This is a genomic window from Halobacteriovorax sp. HFRX-2_2, assembly GCF_043196705.1.
Classification (GTDB): Bacteria; Bdellovibrionota; Bacteriovoracia; order Bacteriovoracales; family Bacteriovoracaceae; genus Halobacteriovorax_A.
In genome coordinates, this window is the sequence record NZ_JBEBMT010000001.1 from 833,361 (window position 1) to 855,896 (window position 22,536).

18 protein-coding genes are annotated in these 22,536 nt (G+C 39.4%); 9 read left to right on the plus strand and 9 right to left on the minus strand.

What is annotated here, in order from left to right; translation table 11 throughout:
* Positions 1 to 146: 146 nt before the first annotated feature.
* The 3 genes from ABMA79_RS03995 to ABMA79_RS04005 are packed head-to-tail and all read left to right on the plus strand — an operon-like array spanning position 147 to position 5,550.
* Entirely contained in the window at positions 147 to 4,253 is a 4,107-nt protein-coding gene (locus ABMA79_RS03995) for a proline dehydrogenase family protein (RefSeq protein WP_393090472.1), read from the plus strand.
* Entirely contained in the window at positions 4,253 to 5,059 is an 807-nt protein-coding gene (locus ABMA79_RS04000) for a pyrroline-5-carboxylate reductase family protein (RefSeq protein WP_392856107.1), read from the plus strand. The genes ABMA79_RS03995 and ABMA79_RS04000 overlap by 1 nt, the downstream gene beginning before the upstream one ends.
* The gene (locus ABMA79_RS04005; protein ID WP_393090475.1) at positions 5,059 to 5,550 is read left to right on the plus strand and encodes a PaaI family thioesterase; all 492 of its coding nucleotides are present in this window, start codon (positions 5,059 to 5,061) and stop codon (positions 5,548 to 5,550) included. The genes ABMA79_RS04000 and ABMA79_RS04005 overlap by 1 nt, the downstream gene beginning before the upstream one ends.
* A 138-nt stretch (positions 5,551 to 5,688) precedes the next feature.
* On the opposite strand, the gene ABMA79_RS04010 is transcribed toward ABMA79_RS04005, so the two are convergent.
* The 3 genes from ABMA79_RS04010 to ABMA79_RS04020 form a co-directional block, all read right to left on the minus strand.
* The gene (locus tag ABMA79_RS04010) at positions 5,689 to 6,456 is read right to left on the minus strand and encodes a Nif3-like dinuclear metal center hexameric protein (protein ID WP_392856103.1); all 768 of its coding nucleotides are present in this window, start codon (positions 6,454 to 6,456) and stop codon (positions 5,689 to 5,691) included.
* Between the two features lie 23 nt (positions 6,457 to 6,479).
* Positions 6,480 to 7,679, minus strand: coding sequence for a tetratricopeptide repeat protein (locus ABMA79_RS04015; RefSeq protein WP_393090478.1), 1,200 nt, complete (start codon positions 7,677 to 7,679; stop codon positions 6,480 to 6,482).
* A gap of 242 nt (positions 7,680 to 7,921) precedes the next feature.
* Positions 7,922 to 9,991 carry a hypothetical protein gene (locus tag ABMA79_RS04020; RefSeq protein WP_393090481.1) on the minus strand — a complete coding sequence of 690 codons (2,070 nt, stop codon included), beginning with the start codon at positions 9,989 to 9,991 and terminating at the stop codon, positions 7,922 to 7,924.
* Positions 9,992 to 10,218: 227 nt separating this feature from the next.
* Here ABMA79_RS04020 and ABMA79_RS04025 point away from each other — a divergent pair, with 227 nt between their 5' ends.
* A complete protein-coding gene (locus tag ABMA79_RS04025) occupies positions 10,219 to 10,680 on the plus strand; it encodes an acyl-CoA thioesterase (protein WP_393090484.1) in 462 nt (153 codons plus the stop codon).
* On the opposite strand, the gene ABMA79_RS04030 is transcribed toward ABMA79_RS04025, so the two are convergent.
* Both ABMA79_RS04030 and ABMA79_RS04035 read right to left on the minus strand, forming a co-directional pair.
* A complete protein-coding gene (locus ABMA79_RS04030; RefSeq protein WP_393090487.1) occupies positions 10,664 to 11,362 on the minus strand; it encodes a M15 family metallopeptidase in 699 nt (232 codons plus the stop codon). The two genes, ABMA79_RS04025 and ABMA79_RS04030, sit on opposite strands and share 17 nt — an antisense overlap.
* A 14-nt stretch (positions 11,363 to 11,376) precedes the next feature.
* Positions 11,377 to 13,287 carry a hypothetical protein gene (locus ABMA79_RS04035; protein WP_393090490.1) on the minus strand — a complete coding sequence of 637 codons (1,911 nt, stop codon included), beginning with the start codon at positions 13,285 to 13,287 and terminating at the stop codon, positions 11,377 to 11,379.
* Positions 13,288 to 13,417: 130 nt separating this feature from the next.
* On the opposite strand from ABMA79_RS04035, the gene ABMA79_RS04040 reads away from it, so the two are divergent.
* Together ABMA79_RS04040 and ABMA79_RS04045 are read left to right on the plus strand one after the other, a co-directional pair.
* A complete protein-coding gene (locus ABMA79_RS04040) occupies positions 13,418 to 14,023 on the plus strand; it encodes a YiiX/YebB-like N1pC/P60 family cysteine hydrolase (RefSeq protein WP_393090492.1) in 606 nt (201 codons plus the stop codon).
* A gap of 3 nt (positions 14,024 to 14,026) precedes the next feature.
* Positions 14,027 to 14,650 carry a class I SAM-dependent methyltransferase gene (locus tag ABMA79_RS04045; RefSeq protein ID WP_393090495.1) on the plus strand — a complete coding sequence of 208 codons (624 nt, stop codon included), beginning with the start codon at positions 14,027 to 14,029 and terminating at the stop codon, positions 14,648 to 14,650.
* A 25-nt stretch (positions 14,651 to 14,675) separates the two neighbouring features.
* Here the strand turns inward: ABMA79_RS04045 and ABMA79_RS04050 are convergent, their stop codons facing one another.
* The 4 genes from ABMA79_RS04050 to ABMA79_RS04065 all read right to left on the minus strand — a co-directional run bounded on the left by ABMA79_RS04050 (position 14,676) and on the right by ABMA79_RS04065 (position 16,930).
* Positions 14,676 to 14,987, minus strand: coding sequence for a hypothetical protein (locus tag ABMA79_RS04050; RefSeq protein WP_392856087.1), 312 nt, complete (start codon positions 14,985 to 14,987; stop codon positions 14,676 to 14,678).
* 287 nt (positions 14,988 to 15,274) lie between these two features.
* Positions 15,275 to 15,487: a (Na+)-NQR maturation NqrM gene (nqrM, locus tag ABMA79_RS04055; RefSeq protein ID WP_392856084.1), complete on the minus strand. Its 213-nt coding sequence runs from the start codon at positions 15,485 to 15,487 to the stop codon at positions 15,275 to 15,277.
* Between the two features lie 31 nt (positions 15,488 to 15,518).
* Positions 15,519 to 16,508 carry an FAD:protein FMN transferase gene (locus tag ABMA79_RS04060; protein WP_393090497.1) on the minus strand — a complete coding sequence of 330 codons (990 nt, stop codon included), beginning with the start codon at positions 16,506 to 16,508 and terminating at the stop codon, positions 15,519 to 15,521.
* Positions 16,509 to 16,537: 29 nt separating this feature from the next.
* The gene (locus ABMA79_RS04065; RefSeq protein WP_393090500.1) at positions 16,538 to 16,930 is read right to left on the minus strand and encodes a nucleoside triphosphate pyrophosphohydrolase family protein; all 393 of its coding nucleotides are present in this window, start codon (positions 16,928 to 16,930) and stop codon (positions 16,538 to 16,540) included.
* A 163-nt stretch (positions 16,931 to 17,093) separates the two neighbouring features.
* On the opposite strand from ABMA79_RS04065, the gene ABMA79_RS04070 reads away from it, so the two are divergent.
* The 3 genes from ABMA79_RS04070 to lpdA are packed head-to-tail and all read left to right on the plus strand — an operon-like array spanning position 17,094 to position 22,530.
* Positions 17,094 to 19,838 (plus strand): 2-oxoglutarate dehydrogenase E1 component, encoded by a 2,745-nt coding sequence (locus ABMA79_RS04070; protein WP_393090503.1) that lies wholly within the window; start codon positions 17,094 to 17,096, stop codon positions 19,836 to 19,838.
* A gap of 20 nt (positions 19,839 to 19,858) precedes the next feature.
* A complete protein-coding gene (odhB, locus tag ABMA79_RS04075; protein WP_393090506.1) occupies positions 19,859 to 21,088 on the plus strand; it encodes a 2-oxoglutarate dehydrogenase complex dihydrolipoyllysine-residue succinyltransferase in 1,230 nt (409 codons plus the stop codon).
* Between the two features lie 38 nt (positions 21,089 to 21,126).
* Positions 21,127 to 22,530: a dihydrolipoyl dehydrogenase gene (gene lpdA, locus ABMA79_RS04080; protein ID WP_393090509.1), complete on the plus strand. Its 1,404-nt coding sequence runs from the start codon at positions 21,127 to 21,129 to the stop codon at positions 22,528 to 22,530.
* Positions 22,531 to 22,536 lie beyond the last annotated feature (6 nt).

The window sequence follows — 22,536 nt, forward strand, 5'->3', positions numbered from 1 at the left end:
AAGTAATTTTTAGTTATTTATTGCTGTGAGTTAGATGTGTGAATTTTGTTTTTTAAACCTTCACTTTAGTTTATTATACCCGCTGATAATTAAATGACAAAAGAAATCAACTTTTCGTTGAGAAACACACTTTAATTGGAGTTAATGTGAAGTTACCTGTGGTTAAAAGCGCACAATTAAATGATTCATTTCGCTTAGATTACTATGATCATTTTGAATCTCTTTTATTTGATGGTTCGCAAATTAAAGAGTCTATTAAAAAAGATTTACTATTTTGGACGGAGTTTGATTCTTCATTCAAATTTCAAATAGGTCTTGAAGGTGTTCAATTTTTATTAGGAATTGATAAGGACGAAAAAGTACTACGCCTTTGTAATATAAAAATGGCCAATGAGATCTTTCTTCTTGATAACTATGTTGGAGAGGAAAGTGAAGATTATAAGAAATTCAAAGCACACGTAACAAATGTTATGAGTGTGAAGATTGCAGACTTTCCTGGTGTAAGTAATATCATTAGTCATCGCTATGGACTAAAGAAGCTCGATGAAATCGAGGACCAGTCTGTAAGTGAGATGTCTGATACAATCACAAAGAAACTTCTTACATTTCTTAATGATTATAAACCAGTCTTCTTTGAAAAGATCTCTGACTTTGCTCTAGGTCTTACTGCAAATTATGCACTTCTTAGAATTCACTTATTAAAATTCTTAGCAATCTTACCATCTCTTGATCACGATAAAGAGGGAAAGGAAGTTAAGCGTATTTTAAGAGAGTCACTAAGACGTCTTATTCTCGATTCTAAAAAAGCAAAACGATTAGATCTGAAAGGAGATCGTCAACCACTACCACCGCAACTAGTTGTTCTCTTTTACTTTGTTCTTTTAATTGTACGTATTTTTCCTGCTAAGGCACTTGCTAATATCGTGCGTTTTAAAGTTCGCTTTATGGCAAAGAGATTTATTGCTGGTGAAACAATTGAAAGTGCACAAAAGAATTTTGCAGCAATCTTTAATACGGGAAGAGATGTTACTCTAGACCAGCTTGGAGAACTCGTTGTTTCAGAGTCAGAAGCTGATAATTATATGAATGAAGTTCTAAAACTCGTTAATGGTTTTAGCATGCACATTACACCTGGAAGTCGCAATAAGGCGGGGATCTTAAGAGCGCACGTTTCAATTAAAGTTTCGGCCCTTTGTTCTGACTTCAAACCTGAGGCATTTGATTATACTTACAAGTTAGTTGCCCCAAGACTTATTAAAATCCTAAAAACTGCAAAAGAGCAGCAAGTCTTTATCAATATCGATGCTGAACATTACCACTATCGTGATATCGTTTTTGAAATTTATAAGAAGGCCCTTCTTGAAACCGAAGAGCTAAAAGACTATGCCGATACAGGTATTGTTGTACAAGCATATCTACGTGACTGTTACGACCACCTTCAAGATGTTGTCGAGCTGGCAAAAGAGCGTGGCATGATTATGCCTGTTCGTCTTGTTAAGGGAGCCTATTGGGATGCTGAGACTGTTGAGGCCGAGGCCCATGGTCACAATGCTCCTGAATTCTTAAATAAAGAAGAAACAGATATTAACTTCAGACAAATGATCTATGAAATGTATAAAGCATTTCCACATATCAAGCTTTGTATTGCTTCTCATAACTTTGCAGACCATGCATACGCTGAAGCACTAAGAGAAATGAAATTTAGTGACATTGATGAAATTGAGCACCAGTGTCTACATATGACTTATGAGGCCCTATCGACTGCGATGGCAAAGATGGGATGGGCCGTAAGAAATTACGTTCCAATTGGATCTCTAATTGTTGGAATGGCCTATCTTGTTCGTCGTATTATGGAAAACTCTTCTCAAGTTGGAGTCCTAACAATCATGAGAAGTCATAAGAAGAATGCAAAACTTATGGCACCGAATGAGATTTTTGAAAAACACCAAAGCGAAGGGCTTCTAAATTTAGACTCAACATTAACTCAGGTTCACGGACAATTTAGTAACTGTCCTCCACTAAAAACTTATCTTGAAAAAGAGCTTAAGTATTTTAGAAGTGAGTTTGAAAAATTTGAATCAGGAAAGGATTATGCAACAGACTTTTCTCTAGCAGGAGAGTCGGAATCAGTACTTTCTCCGTCTGATGGAAAGAGTGTCGTTGGAAAAATAACTTTTGCAAACCTAGATGATACGCAAAAAGCAATTGCTACAATTGATGAGTCTTTCTATGAAGGTGAGTGGTCAAAGTCTGCATGGCAAGAAAGAGCTGCTGTTATGGCCCGTGCTGCTGAGATCATGTATCTTCGCCGTAATTACTACTCTGCACTTATTATGCATGAGTCTGGTAAGGCAATTGGCGAAGCTCTTGCGGACGTTGATGAAGCAATTGATTTCTTAAACTTCTATATTAGAAAATTAGCAGAAGTAGGTGATAACGAAGAGTACAAGGCCCGTGGCCCATTTGCTATTATTGCACCTTGGAACTTCCCACTTGCTATTCCATGTGGAATGACGGCCTCGGCACTTTTAACAGGATCTACAGTTATCCTAAAACCTGCTGAGCAAACACCTCTCATTACATGCGAACTCGTGAATTTATTCCATGAGGCAGGTGTACCTAAGGATGCTCTAATTCACCTTCCAGGTGTGGGTGAGACTGTTGGGCAAAAGCTTATTGAAGATAAGCGTATCGCTGGTGTGATCTTTACGGGATCAAAACCAGTTGGTGTTCATATTGCTAAAACTTGTGCCAAGAGACTTTATGAGAATCGCAACACAGGCAAGAGCTATCCAGTTCGAGTTATTACTGAAATGGGTGGAAAGAATGCTGTGATCGTCACAAATAATGCTGAGCTTGATGAAACAGTTTCAGGAATTCTTTACTCTGCTTTTGCTCATGCTGGGCAGAAGTGTTCTGCTGCTTCTCGTGTCCTTGTTCATAAAGAAGTAAAGGACAAATTAGTTGCTCGTCTTAAGCAAGCTGCTAATGATATCTATGTTGGGCCTGCTACAGACTTTGCTAGCTTTATCAATCCTCTTGTGAGTCAAGAAGAGAAAGATCGTTTAATTGCTCAGGTTAAAGAAGCTAGTGAAGAAGCGAAGAAGTACGGTGGAGTGGTTCACGTTAATCGTTCAGAAGAAAATCTTCCAGGTTATTGCGTAGGACCTACAATTATTGAACTTCCAAAGTCACGTGCTTTAGAAAAAGATAGTTTTGCATCACGTGAACTCTTTGCTCCTGTTATCCATATCGTTGCTTATGATGATTATGAAGATGCATTAAATATCTTCAATAGTGTTGAGTACGGATTAACTGGTGGAGTCTTCTCTCAATCTCAAGATGATATCGATTTCTTAACGAAAGAGATGTATATCGGAAATAATTATATCAACCGTCCGATCACAGGTGCTCGTGTTGCTATCGAGCCTTTTGGTGGATTTAAAATGTCTGGAACAGGCCCTAAGGCCGGTGGTGCTGACTACCTAAGAAGCCTCTTTGTTCGTAATAGTTCGCAAGAGCTGAATTCTTCGAAATTTGATGATGGAAGTGATTATGAACCAGTTGTATCTCGTAGTTCTTCTTCTGATCACTTTGTAAGACGTGAAAAAATGCTTTCAGCGCTAGATGAGATTATTAGTAACTTTGGCCCATTATTCCCAGGAACTTTCGGAGAGCAGAGACATGCTCTTAAGGAACTTAAGAAGTGGCTTGAGGTTGATTATCTAGAGTTCTTAAATAAGGGGCGTGATAATCGCTATATCCCAGGACAAATCAATTACTCTGTTTTTGATTGCAATAAAGACCGTGCTCTTTATTTAAGCTTAAATGAAGAAATTAATATGCAAACATTCTTTGCGGTACTGATGTCTTTAACAACTGGAACAGGTGTTACAATCCTTTGTTCAAATGCTGAAGCTTATCGTTGGTGGAATTACCTAATTGATATTTTAAAGAAGAATCGTTTCTCTAAGAAGAATATCGATTGCTACCACGTAAGCAAGGAAAAGATGCACACACTTTTAAGTGAGAACTTTGATGTGGTTATCTGTGATGGTGATCTTGAATCAATAAAAGAATTCAATAGTGCAGTTGGTGAGCAGAATGGGCAATTTGTTATGACGTCATTTATTTCACCACTTGAAGACTATATTAGTGGGTCTTACTTTGACCTATTCCATATGTTCTCATGTGAGCGAAGCTACGCTGTTAATATCATGAGGCACGGAGCACCGATGGAGTTAGACTCATAATGAAGTATCGTCACTTAATCTTAGGAGCGGGCAATATGGCCCGCGCTTTAATCCCTGGTTTCATCCAAAACTCGCAAGATTGTGAGTTCTTAGTTTTTACTCCAAGTGGAGATAAAGCAAAAAGCTTTGCTGATGATTTTGGTGCGATTTGGGTTAAGGATCTTGAAGAGTTACGTAATACTCATATTGATTACCTCTGGGCCTGCTTTAAGCCGCAACAGTTAAAACAAGTCGCGCTAGAAATTGATTTTCTTACGCACCCATATTTAACAATTGTTTCACTTCTTGCGGGAAGTGACGCTAAGGCATTAACAGAGTATCTAACAACTGATCAAATTATTCGAATTATGCCAAATACGCCGGCGCAAGTTGGCCTTGGAGTTAATGCTCTTTATAAAACAAAGACTGTTCACCAAGATAAGTGGGGCGCTTTTTGGCAGGCATTTAATACAAGTGGAATTAATACAGTTTTTGAAAATGAAGACGATATTGATACCATCACTCCTTTTTCAGGTTCAGGCCCCGCATACTTCTTTGAAATTGCACGTATCTTAATTGAGGATATGAAAGCACGCGGCATTGATGGTGCCCTTGCACATCAAATGGTTGCAGGTACAATAGAAGGTGCTGGTCGCATGCTATCTCAAAACTCTGATGCTGAAACTCTTCGCAATAATGTCACATCAAAAAATGGTGTAACTTATGAGGCCCTTGAATCTTTTAAAGAATCGGGGATGGAGGAGATGTTTAATCGTGCAATTGAGCGCGCATACCAGAGAACACTTGAATTAAAAGGAAGTAAGTAATGAAGAAAGTTTTAGATAAATTACCAGAAGGTTTAAGAAATACGGCCTTTGTAAGACTTTTTGGCCTAACAAAAGTTCCAATGATTTTTTGGCTTAGGCCAACAGTTGTTGAATTAAGTGATGAAGTAACGGCCATTAAAATCCCACTTTCACGTCGTTCTAAAAACCATTTAAATAGTATGTACTTTGGTGCTCTTGCTTGTGGGGCCGACCTTGCAGGTGGATTTGCAGCAATGAAGAAGACGATGGATAAGGGGAAGAGAGTGTCTCTTGCTTTCAAAGAGTTTCACGCTGAATTCTTAAAAAGAGCAGAAGGTGACACGGTCTTTACTTGTACACAAGGTAAGGAGATTGATGCCTTTGTTGAAAAAGTTTTATCAAGTGATGAGCGTCACAATCTTCCACTGGATATCATTGCAACTTGCCCTGATGTATCTGGGGATGAACCTGTCGCAAAGTTTACGATCACTTTAAGTTTAAAGAGAAAATAAAAGTCTGCTGGAGCCTTAGGCTCCTGAGGCGAACCGCTCGGGCTTGGACCCTCGCTCTCGATTAGTTTTCTCGCTAAAGAGTGGGGAGCTAGCACCGCGAACTATAGTTTGCCATTGGGCAAACAATTTCGCGGATGCTTAAGCTGGATTGTCTGAATCGATAAAGATACACTCTAGCCCGTAAGTTTCTTCAATTAATTTCTTAAGGGCAAGTACACCAAATCTTTCTGTTGCATTGTGGCCACCTGCAAAGAAGTGAATTCCTTCTTCACGAGACTCGTGCCAGTCATGCTCACTCATTTCACCTGTAAGATAAGCATCAAGTCCTTCGCGAACACAGTAGCGCCAGTCTGAATTTGCACCACCTGTGATGATGCCCATTGATGAAATCTCATCATCACTAGGTTCACTATGAATAATTTCGTGATTTAGAACTTTCTTTAATAGTTCTTTTAGTTCTTTTGGTTTTAATGGTTTTTCAAAGCTACCTTGAACACCTGTTGGCATTCCTTTGTAGTCTCCATATGGTTTGAGATCTTTTAGGCCTAACTCTTTGGCAATTCCTGCTGCATTTCCATCTTCAAGATGGGCATCAAGAGGTAAGTGGTAGCCGAATAGATTGATATCATTTTGAATAAGAGGCTTTACTCTCTTTGCGAAGCTTCCTGTAATTGTTCTGACACCGTGGAACTTCCAAAAAAGCCCATGGTGAACAATCATGGCATCTGCGCCAAATTCACAGGCCTTTGCAATAGAGTCTCTTTGTGCTGAAACAGCAAATGCTATTTTTGAAATCTCCGGTCGGCCTTCGATTTGTAAGCCATTTGGGCCGTAGTCGTTATACTCGTAAGTATTAAGGTGTTTTGCTAAGAACTTTCCAAGCTCACTTGCTGAGATTTTTGTCATAAATGATATCCATACCGTTAAAATTATTGTGTTGGTTGGTTATCATTATCCCCTTGGCGGCCAGAGAAATCAACTTTGAACTTCTCAAATCCACGAGTCTTATCCGTATTCTCTGGTTTTGTTACACTTGAGCGGATTTTACTTACTGTGTGGCGTAGTTCCTGATTTTCTGGGACTAGTTTTAGAGCAACCTCGAATTCTTCCATGGCCTTATCAAAATTATTAAGCTGCATATAGGCGCGGCCTGCATTGATATATGGATATTCGCGATTTGTGTACTTAGGTGCTTTTTTTGCAAGCTCATACCATTTGATTGACTCATTGATATGACCTTCATTTAAAAGAAGTGTTCCTAGATCATTATAAGGAGCACCATATTCTGGATCGATTTCAATTGCCTTTAGGCAAAGTGATTTCGCATCTTCAATATTTCCCATTTGTGAAGTTACCCAACCCATAAGAGTTAGAACTTCCGCTGTTTCTTTATGGCCACGGGCCTTATTAAATAACTCCAGTGCTCCGGCCAGGTCTTTTTTAGAAACTAGCACATGGGCATCTGAAATATATTGCTCGTACTTTTCTTCTCTTTTTGCATTCATTCCAAGAATTGGTGCCGTTTTAGAGTGAGCAAGATTTAGGATCTCAAGGGATTCTAGGAAGTATAGTGGAGGAGTGAAGTCTTCTTCGTGCTCCATATCTTCATCATCTTCATCCACTCGTCCACCTTCAATAAGTGTGAATGGACCTTTCTTAATGATTTCTTTTGCAACAACGACTTCTTTCTTTTCCTTAATATCGATTGCTTTTAAAAGCCCCATTCTCGGAGTGGCAACATCAAGTGATGAGCGCTCGATTAAGATTAGGTGAAGTTCTCTTGTGTACTTATATGAAAGGTTGATGAGGCGAGTGATAACGCCAACAACTTCATCATCATTTTTTGGAGCGAGAGCAATAAAGCTTTCGATAAAGTTATTCATGAGCCTTAAGTTTTCACGCCCTTGACGAAAATTATTTTGGTGGAGAAGACTAAGATCACCAAAGTGAGATGGAATTAGTAATTCACTTACTAACTTATCGTATTCAGTACTAAACTCTTCAATAATAAGGCGTGCCTTAGCATCGAAGTGAGTCTCGCTTAATTCACAAACAGCATGTAGAATCCTATCTAGGTAGCTTCTTGATTGTGTGAGTTCGCTTAATAAAATTTCTTGAATAGTATTCATCTTAGTGATTTCTTCCCTTGAATATTCATATTTCGTCCCTGAAATATGCACTCTATGATTCATCTTGTCTACGTTGTGACGCATCAACAAGTCGTTGACATGTTACTTTATACATATACACATTACGTGCCAAAATTCTTAATTGTAACTGTCTGATATTTGATAGGTGAAAATAAGATGGGGCCAAAATATTGGCCCCAGTGTCTATAATTTATCTCTTTTTCGTGTGCTCTAAGTGTTCATTATTCAAGAGCTTTTGTTTCGTACTTAAGAAGGTTTCCAGCATCATTGGCCTTATCATATGCCGTTGAGATTCTTTGGAAGATATTGTCCGATTTTGAACCAATTGCTGACTTACCCTTAAAGTTAAGTGAACTTAGGTTACGGTTTTGGTTCTTCTTAAACATATTGCTAAATGGGTTACCATTATTCTTCTTTTTAACTGAAGCAGTTCCTCGTCCACCGACAAAGCTTGGACCGCGGCCACCAACGTAGCTGATACCTTTTAAACCACTTCCCGCATTTCCAGAAAGGGCCTCCGGTTGACCTGCGCCACCTGCCGATGAGCCTCCGCCACCGCCACCGCCGCCAGGTGAGCTTCCTCCACCTCCGGCACCTTGTGCAAGTTGTCCACCTTCAGATACTGTTGCAACTGGACCAAAATTACCTTTAAGTCCACCACCTGTTTTTGCTTTGTTAACAACAGTTGATGTATCCACACCAGCTGATGTTGGGTCATCAGTACTTGCGGCCGTTGCTGCTACTGCCTGATCTTGTTCTGTATGTTGATAGGCCTGGTTTGTACCAAAGCCACCGACAGAGTAGTCCCCAAATGATGGAACATTAACTGTATTTGCCCAACCTGACTGACATTGTGCATGTGTTGGGTGGGCCTGGCAAAACTCCATATAGACATCTTGGTTTTCAAAGAAGTCCTCTGGAAGTTCCATTGTATCCATTCCTTCAATTTTACCAATGGCATTTGAAATCATCTTTTGTTGCTTTCCAAGTTGGCTTACGGCCATTTGTTCTTTGGCCACATCAACCCCAGCTTCAGCTGCGATTTGGTTACCAGCTCTCTTAGCGCCACCATTCTTTAAGATAGCAAACTTTTTAAAATTGATACGACATAATTGTGCTGGAGAACCAACTGAGCCTCCTCCACCGTCGTTTGTCACATATCCTTGAATACCTAATAATGCTTGTTCAACTGGCTTAGTACATAGTTCACTTGACTCGAAATAAGTTTCACTTGTTGGAATACTTGAAGTCATTGTTAAGATTGTACCAAGTCTTGCAACTTCAATAGTACGACGTGTTTCGGCCATTGATTGTTGCTTTGCTAGCCCATCTTTTTGTGATTTTAGGGCCGTTGTTGTTACGTTTTCTGACGCATCCATATTCATTAGTTTATTTTGTTGTTTATTACTAAAGTCCTGCGCTTGAAATTGTTGAAAAGTTGCATTGGCAGTCTTTCCAAGTTGGGCAGCGTTGTGAGCTAGAACTAGATTTGAACATTCGTCATAGTCGATTGTCTCAAGACCTGAAAGCTTACAAGTGATACGCCCATCAATTGAAGTAAGTTTTTCTGGGTTAGAGTATTGATCTTCAGATTGGCGATCTTCTGCAAAGTTTTCACCAAATGCAGCTGCAACTTGGTTACATGCTGTAACATTCTTAACGGCAGCTGAGATTGCATTACCATCAACTTCATCAGGGTTAGCTGCATAAATGAAAACAGCGACGGCCTTAGTGTAGTCAATAGATGACGAGCTACCATTGCGGTAAACTTCTTGGGCAACATCCTGCCAATTTGCATTACCATTTTTTCCCGAAACTTTAAAAGCACGCTGACACTTTATAGCACCACTACTACCTGTAAAGTCAGGTTCAACATTTTGGAAGCTAAGTTTTGAAACAGATTTTGCACAAGCCTTAAAGGCCTCGATATGTGACTTATTCTCTTTAGTCATCATTTCTTGTAAACAAGCATCCCAGTTTGCATGCTTTGGATCATCCGAACCATTGTCAGATTCTCTCCCTGGATCTTGCGGAGGTTCTGGATCATTGGCCAGTCCATTGGCAAGCTCTCTTTCTTTTTTTAACTCTGCCTGCTTTTGGATACAGAAGCTATCAATCTCGGGCTGTGGTATTTCTTGTCTACCATTTGCTGGCATATCGAATGACAAGCTCTGACCAGTATTTACATCAAGACACTCAATATTCACAGTGTCAGCGTAGCTCATACTAAGCGGTGCAGCCGCGAGAAGAGTTAAGGTAAATGTGTTTAATAAAGTTGTTTTCTTGCTCATAAGTGACTCGAAAGTTAGGTTTTCCTTACTTAAATTATAAGATCTAATCGGTTAATTTCTTTGAAAAGTTGAGTATTTAAGCATGTTTTAGGCATTTGAGGGGTGTTGCACAAGATAAGTCCTTAAAAATATGTTCATTTTTGAGGGCCGGCCATGTAAAATTAAATTTTACGAATGCCCATGATTGTGGCCATTTAAGGGAATTTAATAACTTAGAGGTAGGACATATGACTTCACAAATAGCAAAAAGAGCACTGACGATCGACGATTTTAATATTGAAGAAGCAATCTATGAGTTTCAAGTTCAAGAGACTCATCTTGATACTTTTGGCCATATGAATAATGCAACCTACCTGACGATTTTTGAGCAGGCCCGTTGGGATATGATCACGAAGAATGGTTGGGGTATGGATCGCATTATGCGTGAGAAAAGAGGGCCAGTCGTTTTAGATATAAATATCACTTTTAAATCAGAACTACGCCTAAGACAAATGGTTAAGATTCGCTCAAAAGCCACGAGTTTTGTGAATAGCAAGGTTCTTACTTACGAGCAGGAAATGTTTGATGATAGTGGAAAGGTTTACACTAAATTCAAAATGACTGCAGGTCTATTTGATCTTAAAGAAAGAAAACTAATGGGCCACGATCCTGAATGGCTAAAGGCCGTAGGACTTACTTTAAAAGCTTAAAGAAGTGGTGATAAATTTCTTGTGAGCTTGCTTTAACTTCCTTCAAGTAAGTAAGCTCATTCATCTTCGGATGCTCCAGTAGCTCACAAAATAAATCGTAAGTATATTCTTGATGATACTCAGATGAAACCTTATTGTAGCTTATATGCCATGCTTCTGGCGCAACTCCACCGAGATCCTCAACATATGGCCTATAATAAGAATAGCTACACTTATCTTCAATCTTTGCATTCAACCATTTATTAAATTCAAAAAATGGCCCACCTTCTGAAAACTCTTCTGGTACGAGTTGAATATGATAGCCTTCAGGCCAACTATTGCCATCGACAACATCAAGCTCTGTTCCCCAGTGGTGACGGGAAGTTCCAGGTAGTGCCGACCAGTTGATAATAGCGCTTACAATTTCTGAAGGGGAGAGTTTTGTGTGATCTAGTTCATTTCCCGTGCGATCATAGATAGGGCGTTTGCCGGCGCACTTTTCATTCCAAATTCTTAACTGGTCATCAAATGAGCGAAAGGAGCTTGTGACATAGAAGTCGATTCCTTCTTTTAGCGCATCTTCTTTAAATCTTTTAAAGTCTTCAAATGAATCTTTGTGGAAGTAGCGATTGATACTCTCATCATAAATGAGGTGTTCTTTGGTCATACCGAATAGAACTTCCTTGTCTATCTTCTTACTCATATAAATTCCAATTATTATTCAGAGAATAATTTTTTCAGTCCTGACTGAACGTAACGATGAGAGATCACTTTGAAAATAGAAACCGACTTGTCTTTGATAATATCGTTATCACCATAGTCATATTTCTTTTTAGAGTCACCGTCACCTGCGCCTGCTCCAAAGCTTAAAACTTGTGAGCTTGAGCTGTCATCAAACTTCCAACGATTAGTGTTGTTATTTGTTGTTTTTCTAACTGTTTTCTTTGCCGGTGCTGCAAGTCCCTTCGCCGGAAGTTTTGCTGAAACACTTTCAACTGCATTTTGAAAAGAAGGCTCTGTTGGTCTTAGACGAGCAAAGGCCTCACTTGCACCACTTCCATTAAAGATTGAAACATTGTTATTGTCACCATATTTACCAGCTTGTTTTGCAAGTTCATCACTGATCTTGCTAAGCCCAAGTCCTGTGTTCTTCTTAAATGGATTCTCTAGCTTCTTCTTTATTGCATCCATTGCCTTGGCCGCCATGGCCGCTTGTGCATCAGTTGTTGAAGCATTGTAAGTTCCACCGTTTCCTTGAGTTGCTGCATTTGCCGCTCTAATGGCCTCAGATACATCAAGACCACCTAGAGAGCTTAGAGCAGTAGGGGAAACCGTAATCTTCTTACAAGCATTCTCACCCTTATTATTCTTAAGCTTTCGACAATTACATTCGCGGTCAAACTTCCCATCAACATAGAAACAACCTTGTGGGTTACTAACTTGGCCCGCACGAGATGAATCTGCTGAGGCAATAAACGAACCATTATATTTGTTCCAATAATCCTGACATGTTTTCGACTTCTCACGATTAGGGTTTTTATTCCCCTCGGCCGTATAACAGTAACAAGCTGGATTACTTAAGCTGTCTCTTCCATCTGGACAAAAAGAGGCAACACTTTTTACATACTTTTCTTTTAGAATTTTGATCTGCTCAACATTTGATTTGGCATCTTTATTATTCTTTTTCGCTTGGTTTGAAACTGTTAGTGCCGCAGGTACTGTAACCGCTGAAGCAACAATTACTGTACAAGGGTTATTAGTGATTGAGCGAAAGCCATTTGCCATATCACTGAAGTTCCACTTTGAAGCACCACCAGCTTCACCTGGTGACTGATTCATACAACTTGTTCCAAATGAAGAGAATGTTTCATAAACTGCAACAGCAGCTGCTGCCGTATAACCTAAAGCAAGCGTCTTATACTGCTTGGCCTGCTTTGAAGAGACATCTGCTAGGTATTGCTGTTCTTTCTCAAGCATATCAAATGCTGCAATCTGAGCGTTCTTCATTGTTTCTGGATCTTTTGAGATCTCTTCGTATTCTTCTTTAAATTCTTTTGTTTTCTTCTTTACGTCTTCTTTGTTGATCTTTGTCTGATAGAAGCTATAGGCCGAAACCGCACCCACCAGCATACAAGACTTACAGCTTGAACGGTTCTCATCTTTTGAGACCTCTGCTTTCTTTGCTCCTGCATCTTGTACGTTCCCATCTCCTTTAACTGTATTATCAACTGGCTTTTTTGCCGCATCTTCACCATTAAAGAACTTAGGAACAACGAGGGCCGTAACACCTGTCACAATACCCCAAGCTTCAGCAAAACCTGTAATGAGATTTCCTTTACCCTTGCTCTCAACCTCACTATCAGAAACTCGCCCTGCATTTAATTCATTAATTGTTTTTTGTTGTCTGGCATCTGCTGCTGCTTTCATACAAGCATTACGCTCAGTCTCACTCGACTTAGAATCGCAGTCTTGATATTCATCTCTGTTCTTAATTGAACCCTCTGTATACATACAGCGATTTAAGCTCGCGTTGAAAACCTGTCCTGTCGGGCAGTTTGTTGTCGCAAAGACTTCGAAGTGTCCAAGTGCAAAACTTAAAAATATGAGTGTCAAAATAATGCCTTTCATTTTTACTTTTCCTGCTTTTTTAGGCTATCAATCTAGTTACTTACTTAGTATAACAGCAAAGCCTTAGTTATTAATAGTAGGGCAATTGCTGTTTAATCATTTAAGTTTCTGTTATTACAGGGGTTTGGTTGTGAATTTTAGACGTATTTTGGTGTTATTCTTTGTTTTTGTAAGCCTTAAAACTTTGGCACTGCCACTAAGTGATCTACAAACAGGTGATATTATCCTGTTAGATATGGACTGCTTTAGTTGCGAGCTAATTGAAAATGAAACTGGTGGCCCTTTTTCTCATTCGGGAATCGTTTTGAAGCTAGGTTCACAAGTCTATGTGGCCCAATCTCTTGGAAGTGTTCACCATATTCCACTTCAGGCCTTCCTAGGATACTCTAATAAAGTTCCTCATGTGATTCGCCCAAAACATATTAACTTCTCAAAGAAAAGAAAATTACTTGAAAATTACAAGAGAAAATATCTTGGAATGGATTTTGATCACGACTATGTTTGGGATGATGAAAAGCTCTACTGTTCAGAGTTTATCTATAAACTTTTAAAAAGCGTTTACGCTATTGAGAAGTTTAAGCCGACTCCTATGACATATGATAAGAATCCAAAGGGCTGGGAGATCTACTTTGGTGGGAAACTTCCTCCAAGTGGGAAGTTAGGACTTTCACCTAATGATTTCTTCTTCTCAACAGGATTTGATGGTGACTTCAAGGATATGGGGCCGTTATATTAAATTGTGAATCAATTTAATCAGGCCCATACAGAAAGCGACCACTTTCTCAAATCTCAGACACTTATTGAGCTAGCTCAAAGAGCACTTTCTCTTACGTCTCTTAGCGCTCAAAACCTAAAGGCCTTGGAAGTTGGCTGTGGCCAAGGGCTCCAGTTGGCCGACTTCGATTTCTCTAAGTTATTAGGAATTGATATCTCTGAGGTCGCCGTAAAGAAGGCCAAAAGCAACTTTCCAAATGATGAGTTTAAATGCCTCTCAAGCCTTGAGTTAGGGCAATTACAAGAGAGCTTTGATTTTATTCTCGATGCTCACCAGATTCACTACCTACAATCTCAAGATGAAATTTCTCGCTATATAAATAGTGTCTACGGACAACTAAGTAATGGGGGAGTTTTCTGTTTTGAAGCAATGGTTAAGAGTAAGGAGATGATCCTTTCTGATTTATCTGTTACTGTTTTAGATTACCTTGAGTATGAGCGAATCGTGACAGAGGCCGGACTTCGTATTATTTACTTAATGCTTCCGAGTGGGCGCAAAATCATTGCCGATAAAAAAAGAAGGGCCGCTCTTTCGAGCGACCCGGATGTCTTACTGGTCATTGCTACTAAGGAAGACGTAGCAAATTAGTTACAGATTCCCAAAATATTTCCGACTATTCTTCGTCGTGTGGAGTACGCCCCACTACTGATTTTTTCTCCTTTTGTTGCTTGAGTCTTTCTACATATAGAAAACGAATATCTCTTGCAGTTAGTACATCACCATTTGCTAATTTGATTTGTGCACCATCTTTTAATCCTTCAAGATTTCCAAAAGTTTTTCTGATCTTTGCCACTTTTGTGATGTCGAGAAATTCACCATTGAATGTTTCAATTGCCATGGCGCGATCTAGTTTTTGAATCTGCTCTGGCGTGATTCTCTTCATCGTTCTTGCATGAACTCTTTCCTGGATTGTTATCGATAACATAACTAATCCTAAAGTGATGTAAAGTGCTCTCCTTAATGTACTTTTCATAATGGCCTCTTTTCCGCTAAGTTCGTTCTTCCTGAAGCCTTCAGCTTTAAACATCCTGTTTAAGAGCTTTGTTGCTATAGTAAAAGCATGAACTGTGCCAAAAATTGAACACGTACAATCAGGTACTTAGCTGGTTGTGGGTGGTGTCGTTAGGGAAGGGGGGCGCTTTTTGGCCCTATTTATGAACAACAAAGGCCCCATTTTGGGGCCTTTATGATTATTTGATATGTATTTTAAGATTAGGCTTTAAGACAGTCTTCTGCTTGTTCTGGATTTTCCGTACACTCATCTTTCTTATCGCAGAATTGGCAATCTTCACCGATGAGTTTTCCAAGTCCACCACAAGATCCTTGTAGCTTTCTATTTGATAGAATCACACCAACGGCCATTCCTGTAATTGATAGAGCAAGTACAGCGAAAGTAATAAGGAATAGTTTAATGTTAGCATCCATAATATTCTCCGATAAAAATTATCTGATTAGATTACTCTGTCACCTTATCAAATCCTGGCGTTGATGTCTCTAAATACTTTCCTGATCCATCATCTGAACGGTAGATAAAGAACGCCTTCAACTTATTTTCTTTAGCGAAGGCTATGGCCTTCTTTGCACCCATTGCCATTAAGGCCGTGGCCCAGGCATCTGCATCCATACAAGTGTCAGAGATAACACTAACTGAAGCAAGTTGCGATTCTACAGGTGAACCAGATTTGAAATTTATCGTATGCTGATAGCGCTTGCCACCTTCTTTGAAAAAGTTTCGGTAGTCGCCAGAAGTCGCAAGGGCAACATTCTTGATTTTCACGACCTTTACAACAGGGTTATTATCCTTGTTATTTGGAGACTCAACACCAATACGCCATGGGCGAGTCAGGGATTCACCCATCGTTCGAACCTCGCCGCCAACTTCCACAAGGGCATTCTTAATTCCTCTTGCTTGAAGAAGTTCGATGATTGCGTCAACTCCAAAGCCTTTGGCAGAAGCTGATAGATCAAGATAAACACCATCAATAGTTTTTGTTAAGATGCCATCTTTGAAAATGATTTTCTCAAATCCAACCTTATGCTTGGCCACATCGATATCTTCTTTAGAAGGGATCTTGCGTTTGCCATTAGGCCCAAAGCCCCAAAGGTTTACAAGTGTTCCAATTGTTGGATCAAATGTTCCATCAGTCTTCTTTGCAACGTCTAGTGCGTGCTTTAGCGTTCTTGTAAAGTCTGGGCCAGGGTAGAATTTTTCATTCTTTGCCATTTTATTAAAGAGTGAAATTTCTGAATCCTTAATATAAGTACTCATGGCCTTGTTGACTTCATCTAATCTTATCTCAATATCTTTTTTTACTGTGTCTTCATCGAAGCCGTTAGGAGCCAGATACTTGATATGATATGTCGTACCCATGGTTGGGCCAGTGACACGATAAATTTGCAGTTTTTCACTATTGCAAGAAGTTAAGACTCCTAACAATAGCGTCATTCCAAATATAAAGATTTTGTTAAGTCTCATTAATTAAACGCCTGTTCCTCAAGAATTTTTCTTTCGCTATCAAGGTCTCTCTTGTCGGCCTTTTCTTCGCTAAATTTTTCGCCGTAGCGCGCCTTAAGCTTTGTGATATTTCTCTCCATGACATCTTCAAATTTGATTCCAAGCTCATCTCCAACAATGGCCATATACCAGAAAAGATCTCCTAATTCTTCCGCTAGATTTACGCGGTCAAGCTCCTTACCATAGAATATATGCTTCTTTAGAGCATCGAGGAATTCTCCAGCTTCTGTTGAAAGACCAATTCCTGCGTGAAGTAGTCTCTTAATTCCATCGTCATTTAGGCGAGTATTCATCGCATCAAAATCTCTTGATTCTGTTCTGATTGCATCACTCATATATTTCCTTGAATCCATAATTTCTCCTGTCAAAAGTTGGGTAGTTGATCGAACTTTATCACTTTGATTTTTATCTAGTCAAAGCTTGCCTGTGCAAAAAGAAAACTTCACGAACTGTTAAGATATAAGGTATATTAACGTGCCTAAATTATTAATTTTGTAATAGCCGCAAAGCGGTAAAATGGATTTTAATCAAATGGATAAATTCGACTTTTCAACACTATCAAGTTCAGACATTTCTTACATTGACTCTCTCTACGAACAATACGAATCAAACCCGATGGAAGTAGAAGAAAGTTGGCGCAACTTTTTTCTAGGTTTTGAGTTCGGTGCCGGTAAAGGTAGCACAGGTGCCGGTGGTGAAGTAAGTGATGAGAAGTTACGTAAAGAATTCAACGTATTCAGACTAATTCAATCTTTCAGATCAAGAGGACATCTTCTTTCGGACACAAACCCGATTCGTCCAAGACTTGATCGTCATGCACGTATTTCACTTCAAGATTATGATCTTACAGATGCTGATCTAAACGAAGTATTTACATGTGGTGAGTTTGTTGGCCTTGGAGCAACGACTCTTAAAAATATCATGGACCACATGATGAAGCTTTACTGCGGAAAGATCGGTGTTGAGTATATGCACTCAACTGATACTGAAATGAGACGTTGGTTTAGAGAAGAATTTGAAACAACTTATTTAAATAAGAATTTCAATGTTGATAAGAAAAAAAGAATCCTACACAAACTGAATGAAGCAAATGTTTTTGAAAACTTTCTTCAAACAAAATATACGGGACAAAAAAGATTTTCACTAGAAGGTGGAGAGTCGACGATCCCAGGACTTGATGCTTTCATTAACGAAGGTGCAAGATTAGGGGCCAAAGAATTTATTATCGGTATGGCCCACCGTGGACGCCTTAATATTCTAGCAAATACTCTAGGTAAAACTTATGAGTATATCTTTTCTGAATTTGAAGGGAACTCTCTTGAGCAATTAGCTGGTCAAGGTGATGGTGATGTTAAGTACCACATGGGATTTACTTCGGTAACGAAAACTGAAGACAATAGCGAAGTTTACTTAAAGCTTCTACCAAACCCATCACACTTAGAAACAGTATCTCCTGTAGCAACAGGTTATGCTCGTGCTCAAATTGATATCGCTTATAAAGGTGACGAGAGCAAGATTATTCCAATTGTTATTCACGGTGATGCGGCCGTTGCGGGACAAGGAATTGTTTATGAAACTCTTCAAATGTCTGAGCTTCCAGGTTATCGCACTGGTGGATCTCTTCACTTTGTGATCAATAACCAAATTGGTTTCACAACTGACTTTACAGATGCTCGTTCATCTCACTACTCAACATCAGTTGCAAAGATGCTAAATATTCCAGTTATTCACGTAAATGGTGATTGTCCAGAAGACGTTGTTTACGCTTGTGAGCTTGCTGTTAAGTTTAGACAAAAATTTAAGCGTGATGTTTTTGTTGATATGGTTTGCTACCGTAAGCACGGTCACAATGAAGGTGATGAGCCGAAGTATACTCAACCAGAACTTTATGGGATGATCTCAAAGCATAAGAACCCACGTGAAATGTACATCGAAGAACTTGCTAATCATGGTTCTGTTGATAAGGCCGTGGCCAAAGAGATGCAAGAAGAATACAAGAGTCTTCTTTCTGATCGATTCAATAATGTTAAGCAAAACGTTATTCCTAAAAAGGTTCCAGGGCCACACAGAGAGTGGAAAGATGTTCGCTTCTCGACTCTAGAGGACTTCGCAAGTTCACCAGATACTAGTGTTGATAAGAAGACACTTGAAAATATTATTTCATCAATCACTCAAACTCCTGAAGGTTTCAAAACTTTAAGAAAGGCACAAAAGCTTCTTGATCAAAGAAAGGCGGCTTTTGAAAGTGATCAAATTGACTGGGCACTGGCTGAGTTATTTGCATACGGATCAATTCTTACTGAAGGTAATGATGTACGCTTCTCAGGGGAAGACGTTATTCGTGGGACTTTCTCACACCGTCACGCAAAAGTTTTTGATGAGAAAACAAATGAAGCATATTGTGGTCTAGAGCACCTAACAACTGGTCAAGGTGACTTCTATATCTACAACTCTCTTCTTTCAGAATATGCAGTACTTGCTTTTGAATATGGTTATTCTCAGGCAACTCCACATGCGCTAAATATTTGGGAAGCACAATTTGGTGACTTCACTAACGGTGCTCAAATCGTTATTGATCAATTTATTTCAGCAGCAGAAAGTAAGTGGAGAAGAATGAGTAACTTAGTAATGCTTCTTCCTCATGGTTATGAAGGAGCAGGGCCAGAGCACTCTTCTTGTCGTCCAGAAAGGTTTCTACAGCAATGTGCTGAAGAGAATATGGTTGTTTGTAATATTACAACTCCAGCAAATATGTTCCACGCGCTTAGACGCCAGCTTAAGTGGGAGTTTAGAAAGCCATTAGTTGTTTTCACTCCAAAGTCACTTCTAAGACATCCTCTATGTCAGTCAAAAGTAGAAGAGTTTACAAATGGTAAATTTGAAGAAGTTTTTGACGATGCTTGGGTAAGTCCAAAAGACGTTAAGAAGGTAGTTCTTTGTACAGGTAAGATCTACTACGATCTATTAAAGTACCAACAAGAAAATGACCGCAAAGATGTTGCTGTTGTTCGTCTTGAGCAATTATATCCACTTCCGACAGATAAAATTAAGGCAATCCTTGATAAGTATCCAAATGCAACTCATCGTTGGGTACAGGAAGAGCCTTCAAATATGGGAGCTTGGATGCATCTAAATCGTTGGCGTGATACTTTCAGAGATATTGACTGTGTATCAAGAAAAGCTTCGGCTTCACCGGCGACTGGATACGCTTCAGTACACCTTAAAGAACAAGAAACAATTGTAGAGAAAGCTTTTAGCTAAAAAATAAATAAGGATAAAAAATGGCAATCGTAAAAATTACTATTCCACCAATTGGTGAATCAATTACAGAAGTTGCTCTAGGAGAGTGGCTAGTAGCTGACGGTGACTATGTTAGTGAAGGTGATGAACTAGTTGAAGTTGAATCAGATAAAGCAACACTTCCTCTTCCAGCAGAAGAAAGTGGTGTAATTAGAATTATCGCTGAAGAGGGTGCTGAACTTGAAATTGGTGCAGTAGTTGCGGAACTAGATACTTCTGCAGCGGCTCCAGCTCAAGCATCAAGTGACGAAGCTCCAACTGCAGTTGAAACTCCAAGTACACCAGCAAGCGCTCCAGCAGCAGGTGGAGATAAGAATTATCCATCTCCAGCGGCCGCAAAAATTCTTGCTGAAAAAGGTGTCGCAGCTAGTGCTGTTGCAGGAAGTGGAAAAGATGGAAGAATCACGAAAGCTGATGCGATGAATGCAAGTGCTGCTTCAAAAGCGGCTCCAGCAGCAAAGGCAGCTCCTGCTCCTACAATTGAAACTCAAGTTCCAGTGGGTGGTGCAAGTAGAGCAAAAGAAGAAGTAAAAATGAAGCGTATCCGTAAGACAATCGCTAAGCGTCTTGTGGAAGCAAAGAATACAACGGCAATGCTAACAACTTTTAATGAAGTTGATATGTATAACGTTATGGAGCTTCGTAAGAAGTATAAAGATGCTTTTAAAGATAAGCACGATATCGGACTTGGTTTCATGTCTTTCTTTACAAAAGCATGTACGAAAGCTCTTATGGAAATCAAAGGTGTTAACGCACAAATTGATGGTGAGAATATCATCTATCACGACTATGCAGATGTTGGTATCGCAGTATCGACTCCAAAAGGTCTAGTTGTTCCAGTTATCAGAAATGCAGAAAGCTTAAGTCTTGCTCAAATTGAAAAAGAAGTAAGAAGACTTGCTCTTAAAGGGCGTGATGGAAAGCTTACAGTGGACGAAATGACTGGCGGAACTTTCACAATCACTAACGGTGGTGTTTTTGGTTCAATGCTTTCAACTCCAATTATCAACGTTCCTCAATCAGCGATTTTAGGAATGCACAATATTGTTGAAAGACCAGTTGCTGTTAACGGACAGGTTGTTATTCACCCTGTAATGTACTTAGCACTATCTTATGACCACAGAATCATCGATGGTAAGGAATCAGTAACATTCCTTAAGATGGTTAAAGAGATGTTAGAAGATCCGGCCAGAATGCTACTTGATATTTAAGAGTATCTAATTAGATTTAAAAAGATTAAGGAAATATTATGAGTAAAGAATTTGATGTTGTTGTAATTGGTTCAGGTCCTGGTGGTTATATCAGTGCTGTTCGTTGTTCACAACTTGGAATGAAAGTAGCAATCGTAGAAAAATATAATACACTTGGTGGAACATGCCTAAACGTAGGTTGTATCCCATCAAAAGCATGGCTTGATTCAAGTGAAAAATTTCATGAGGCGACTCACGAGTTTGAAGCACACGGAATCACAACTGGAAAAGTTAAGGCCGACATTAAAAAGATGGCCGAGCGTGTAGCTGGTGTCGTGGCCGATACTTCAGGTGGTATCACATACCTGATGGGAAAGAATAAAGTTGAAACTTTCCACGGCTTTGGATCATTTGTTGACGCTCACACTCTTAAAGTTGAAGGCGAAAAAGAAGAAATTCTTAAAGCAAAGCATTTCATTATTGCAACAGGTTCAAAGCCTGCGACAATTCCAGGAATTGAAATTGATAAAGAAAGAATCATCACATCAACTGAAGCTCTTAAGCTTGAAACCCTTCCAAAGCACTTCATTGTTATTGGTGGTGGTGTTATTGGCCTAGAGCTTGGTTCTGTATTCTTAAGACTTGGTTCAAAAGTTTCTGTTGTTGAGTACGCAGATTCAATCCTTGCAACAATGGATAAAGATTGTGCAAAAGAGATGACTAAGGTTCTTAAGAAACAAGGTATGGAATTCTATACTGGACACGGTGTAACTGAAGTCGTTAGAAAAGGCGCTAAAGTTGTTGTTAAGGCCAAGAACAAAAAGAGTGAAGAAGAGATCAAGCTAGAAGGTGACTACTGTCTAATGGCAGTTGGACGTCGTCCATATACTGACAATCTTGGTCTTGAGAACGCTGGTGTAAATCTTGATGAGCGTGGACGTGTAATCACTGACGATCACTTAAGAACAAACGTTCCACATATTTATGCAATCGGTGACGTTACAACTGGTGCAATGCTTGCTCACAAAGCGGAAGAAGAAGGTGTTGTTGCTGCTGAGATCATCGCTGGTCAAAAGCCACATATCAACTACAACTTAATTCCTGGTGTTGTTTACACATGGCCTGAAGTTGCTTCTGTTGGTGTAACTGAACAAGAACTAAAAGCAAATAAGACTCCTTATAAAGCTGGTAAGTTTCCATTTAAAGCAAGTGGACGTGCCCGTGCTTCAAATGAATCAGCTGGTTTCGTAAAAGTATTAGCTTGTAAAGAAACTGATGAGATTCTAGGGGTTCACATTGTTGGTCCACGTGCTGCAGACTTAATTGCTGAAGCTGTGACTGCAATGGAATTTAGAGCTGCTGCTGAAGATATTGGACGCATTTGTCATGCTCACCCAACTTACTCTGAAGCATTCAAAGAAGCTGCTCTTGATGCTTTTGATAAAAAACCACTGAATATCTAAGCAAAT

Coding starts and splice junctions, on each gene's coding strand:
- ABMA79_RS04035 (WP_393090490.1), bottom strand. CDS start 13,287: ATGAAAGGCATTATTTTGACACTCATATTTTTAAGTTTTGCACTTGGA.
- nqrM (WP_392856084.1), bottom strand. CDS start 15,487: ATGGATGCTAACATTAAACTATTCCTTATTACTTTCGCTGTACTTGCT.
- ABMA79_RS04050 (WP_392856087.1), bottom strand. CDS start 14,987: ATGTTATCGATAACAATCCAGGAAAGAGTTCATGCAAGAACGATGAAG.
- lpdA (WP_393090509.1), top strand. CDS start 21,127: ATGAGTAAAGAATTTGATGTTGTTGTAATTGGTTCAGGTCCTGGTGGT.
- ABMA79_RS04020 (WP_393090481.1), bottom strand. CDS start 9,991: ATGAGCAAGAAAACAACTTTATTAAACACATTTACCTTAACTCTTCTC.
- ABMA79_RS04010 (WP_392856103.1), bottom strand. CDS start 6,456: ATGACAAAAATCTCAGCAAGTGAGCTTGGAAAGTTCTTAGCAAAACAC.
- ABMA79_RS04060 (WP_393090497.1), bottom strand. CDS start 16,508: ATGACGCTATTGTTAGGAGTCTTAACTTCTTGCAATAGTGAAAAACTG.
- ABMA79_RS04025 (WP_393090484.1), top strand. CDS start 10,219: ATGACTTCACAAATAGCAAAAAGAGCACTGACGATCGACGATTTTAAT.
- ABMA79_RS04070 (WP_393090503.1), top strand. CDS start 17,094: ATGGATTTTAATCAAATGGATAAATTCGACTTTTCAACACTATCAAGT.
- ABMA79_RS04000 (WP_392856107.1), top strand. CDS start 4,253: ATGAAGTATCGTCACTTAATCTTAGGAGCGGGCAATATGGCCCGCGCT.
- odhB (WP_393090506.1), top strand. CDS start 19,859: ATGGCAATCGTAAAAATTACTATTCCACCAATTGGTGAATCAATTACA.
- ABMA79_RS04005 (WP_393090475.1), top strand. CDS start 5,059: ATGAAGAAAGTTTTAGATAAATTACCAGAAGGTTTAAGAAATACGGCC.
- ABMA79_RS04030 (WP_393090487.1), bottom strand. CDS start 11,362: ATGAGTAAGAAGATAGACAAGGAAGTTCTATTCGGTATGACCAAAGAA.
- ABMA79_RS04015 (WP_393090478.1), bottom strand. CDS start 7,679: ATGAATACTATTCAAGAAATTTTATTAAGCGAACTCACACAATCAAGA.
- ABMA79_RS04065 (WP_393090500.1), bottom strand. CDS start 16,930: ATGGATTCAAGGAAATATATGAGTGATGCAATCAGAACAGAATCAAGA.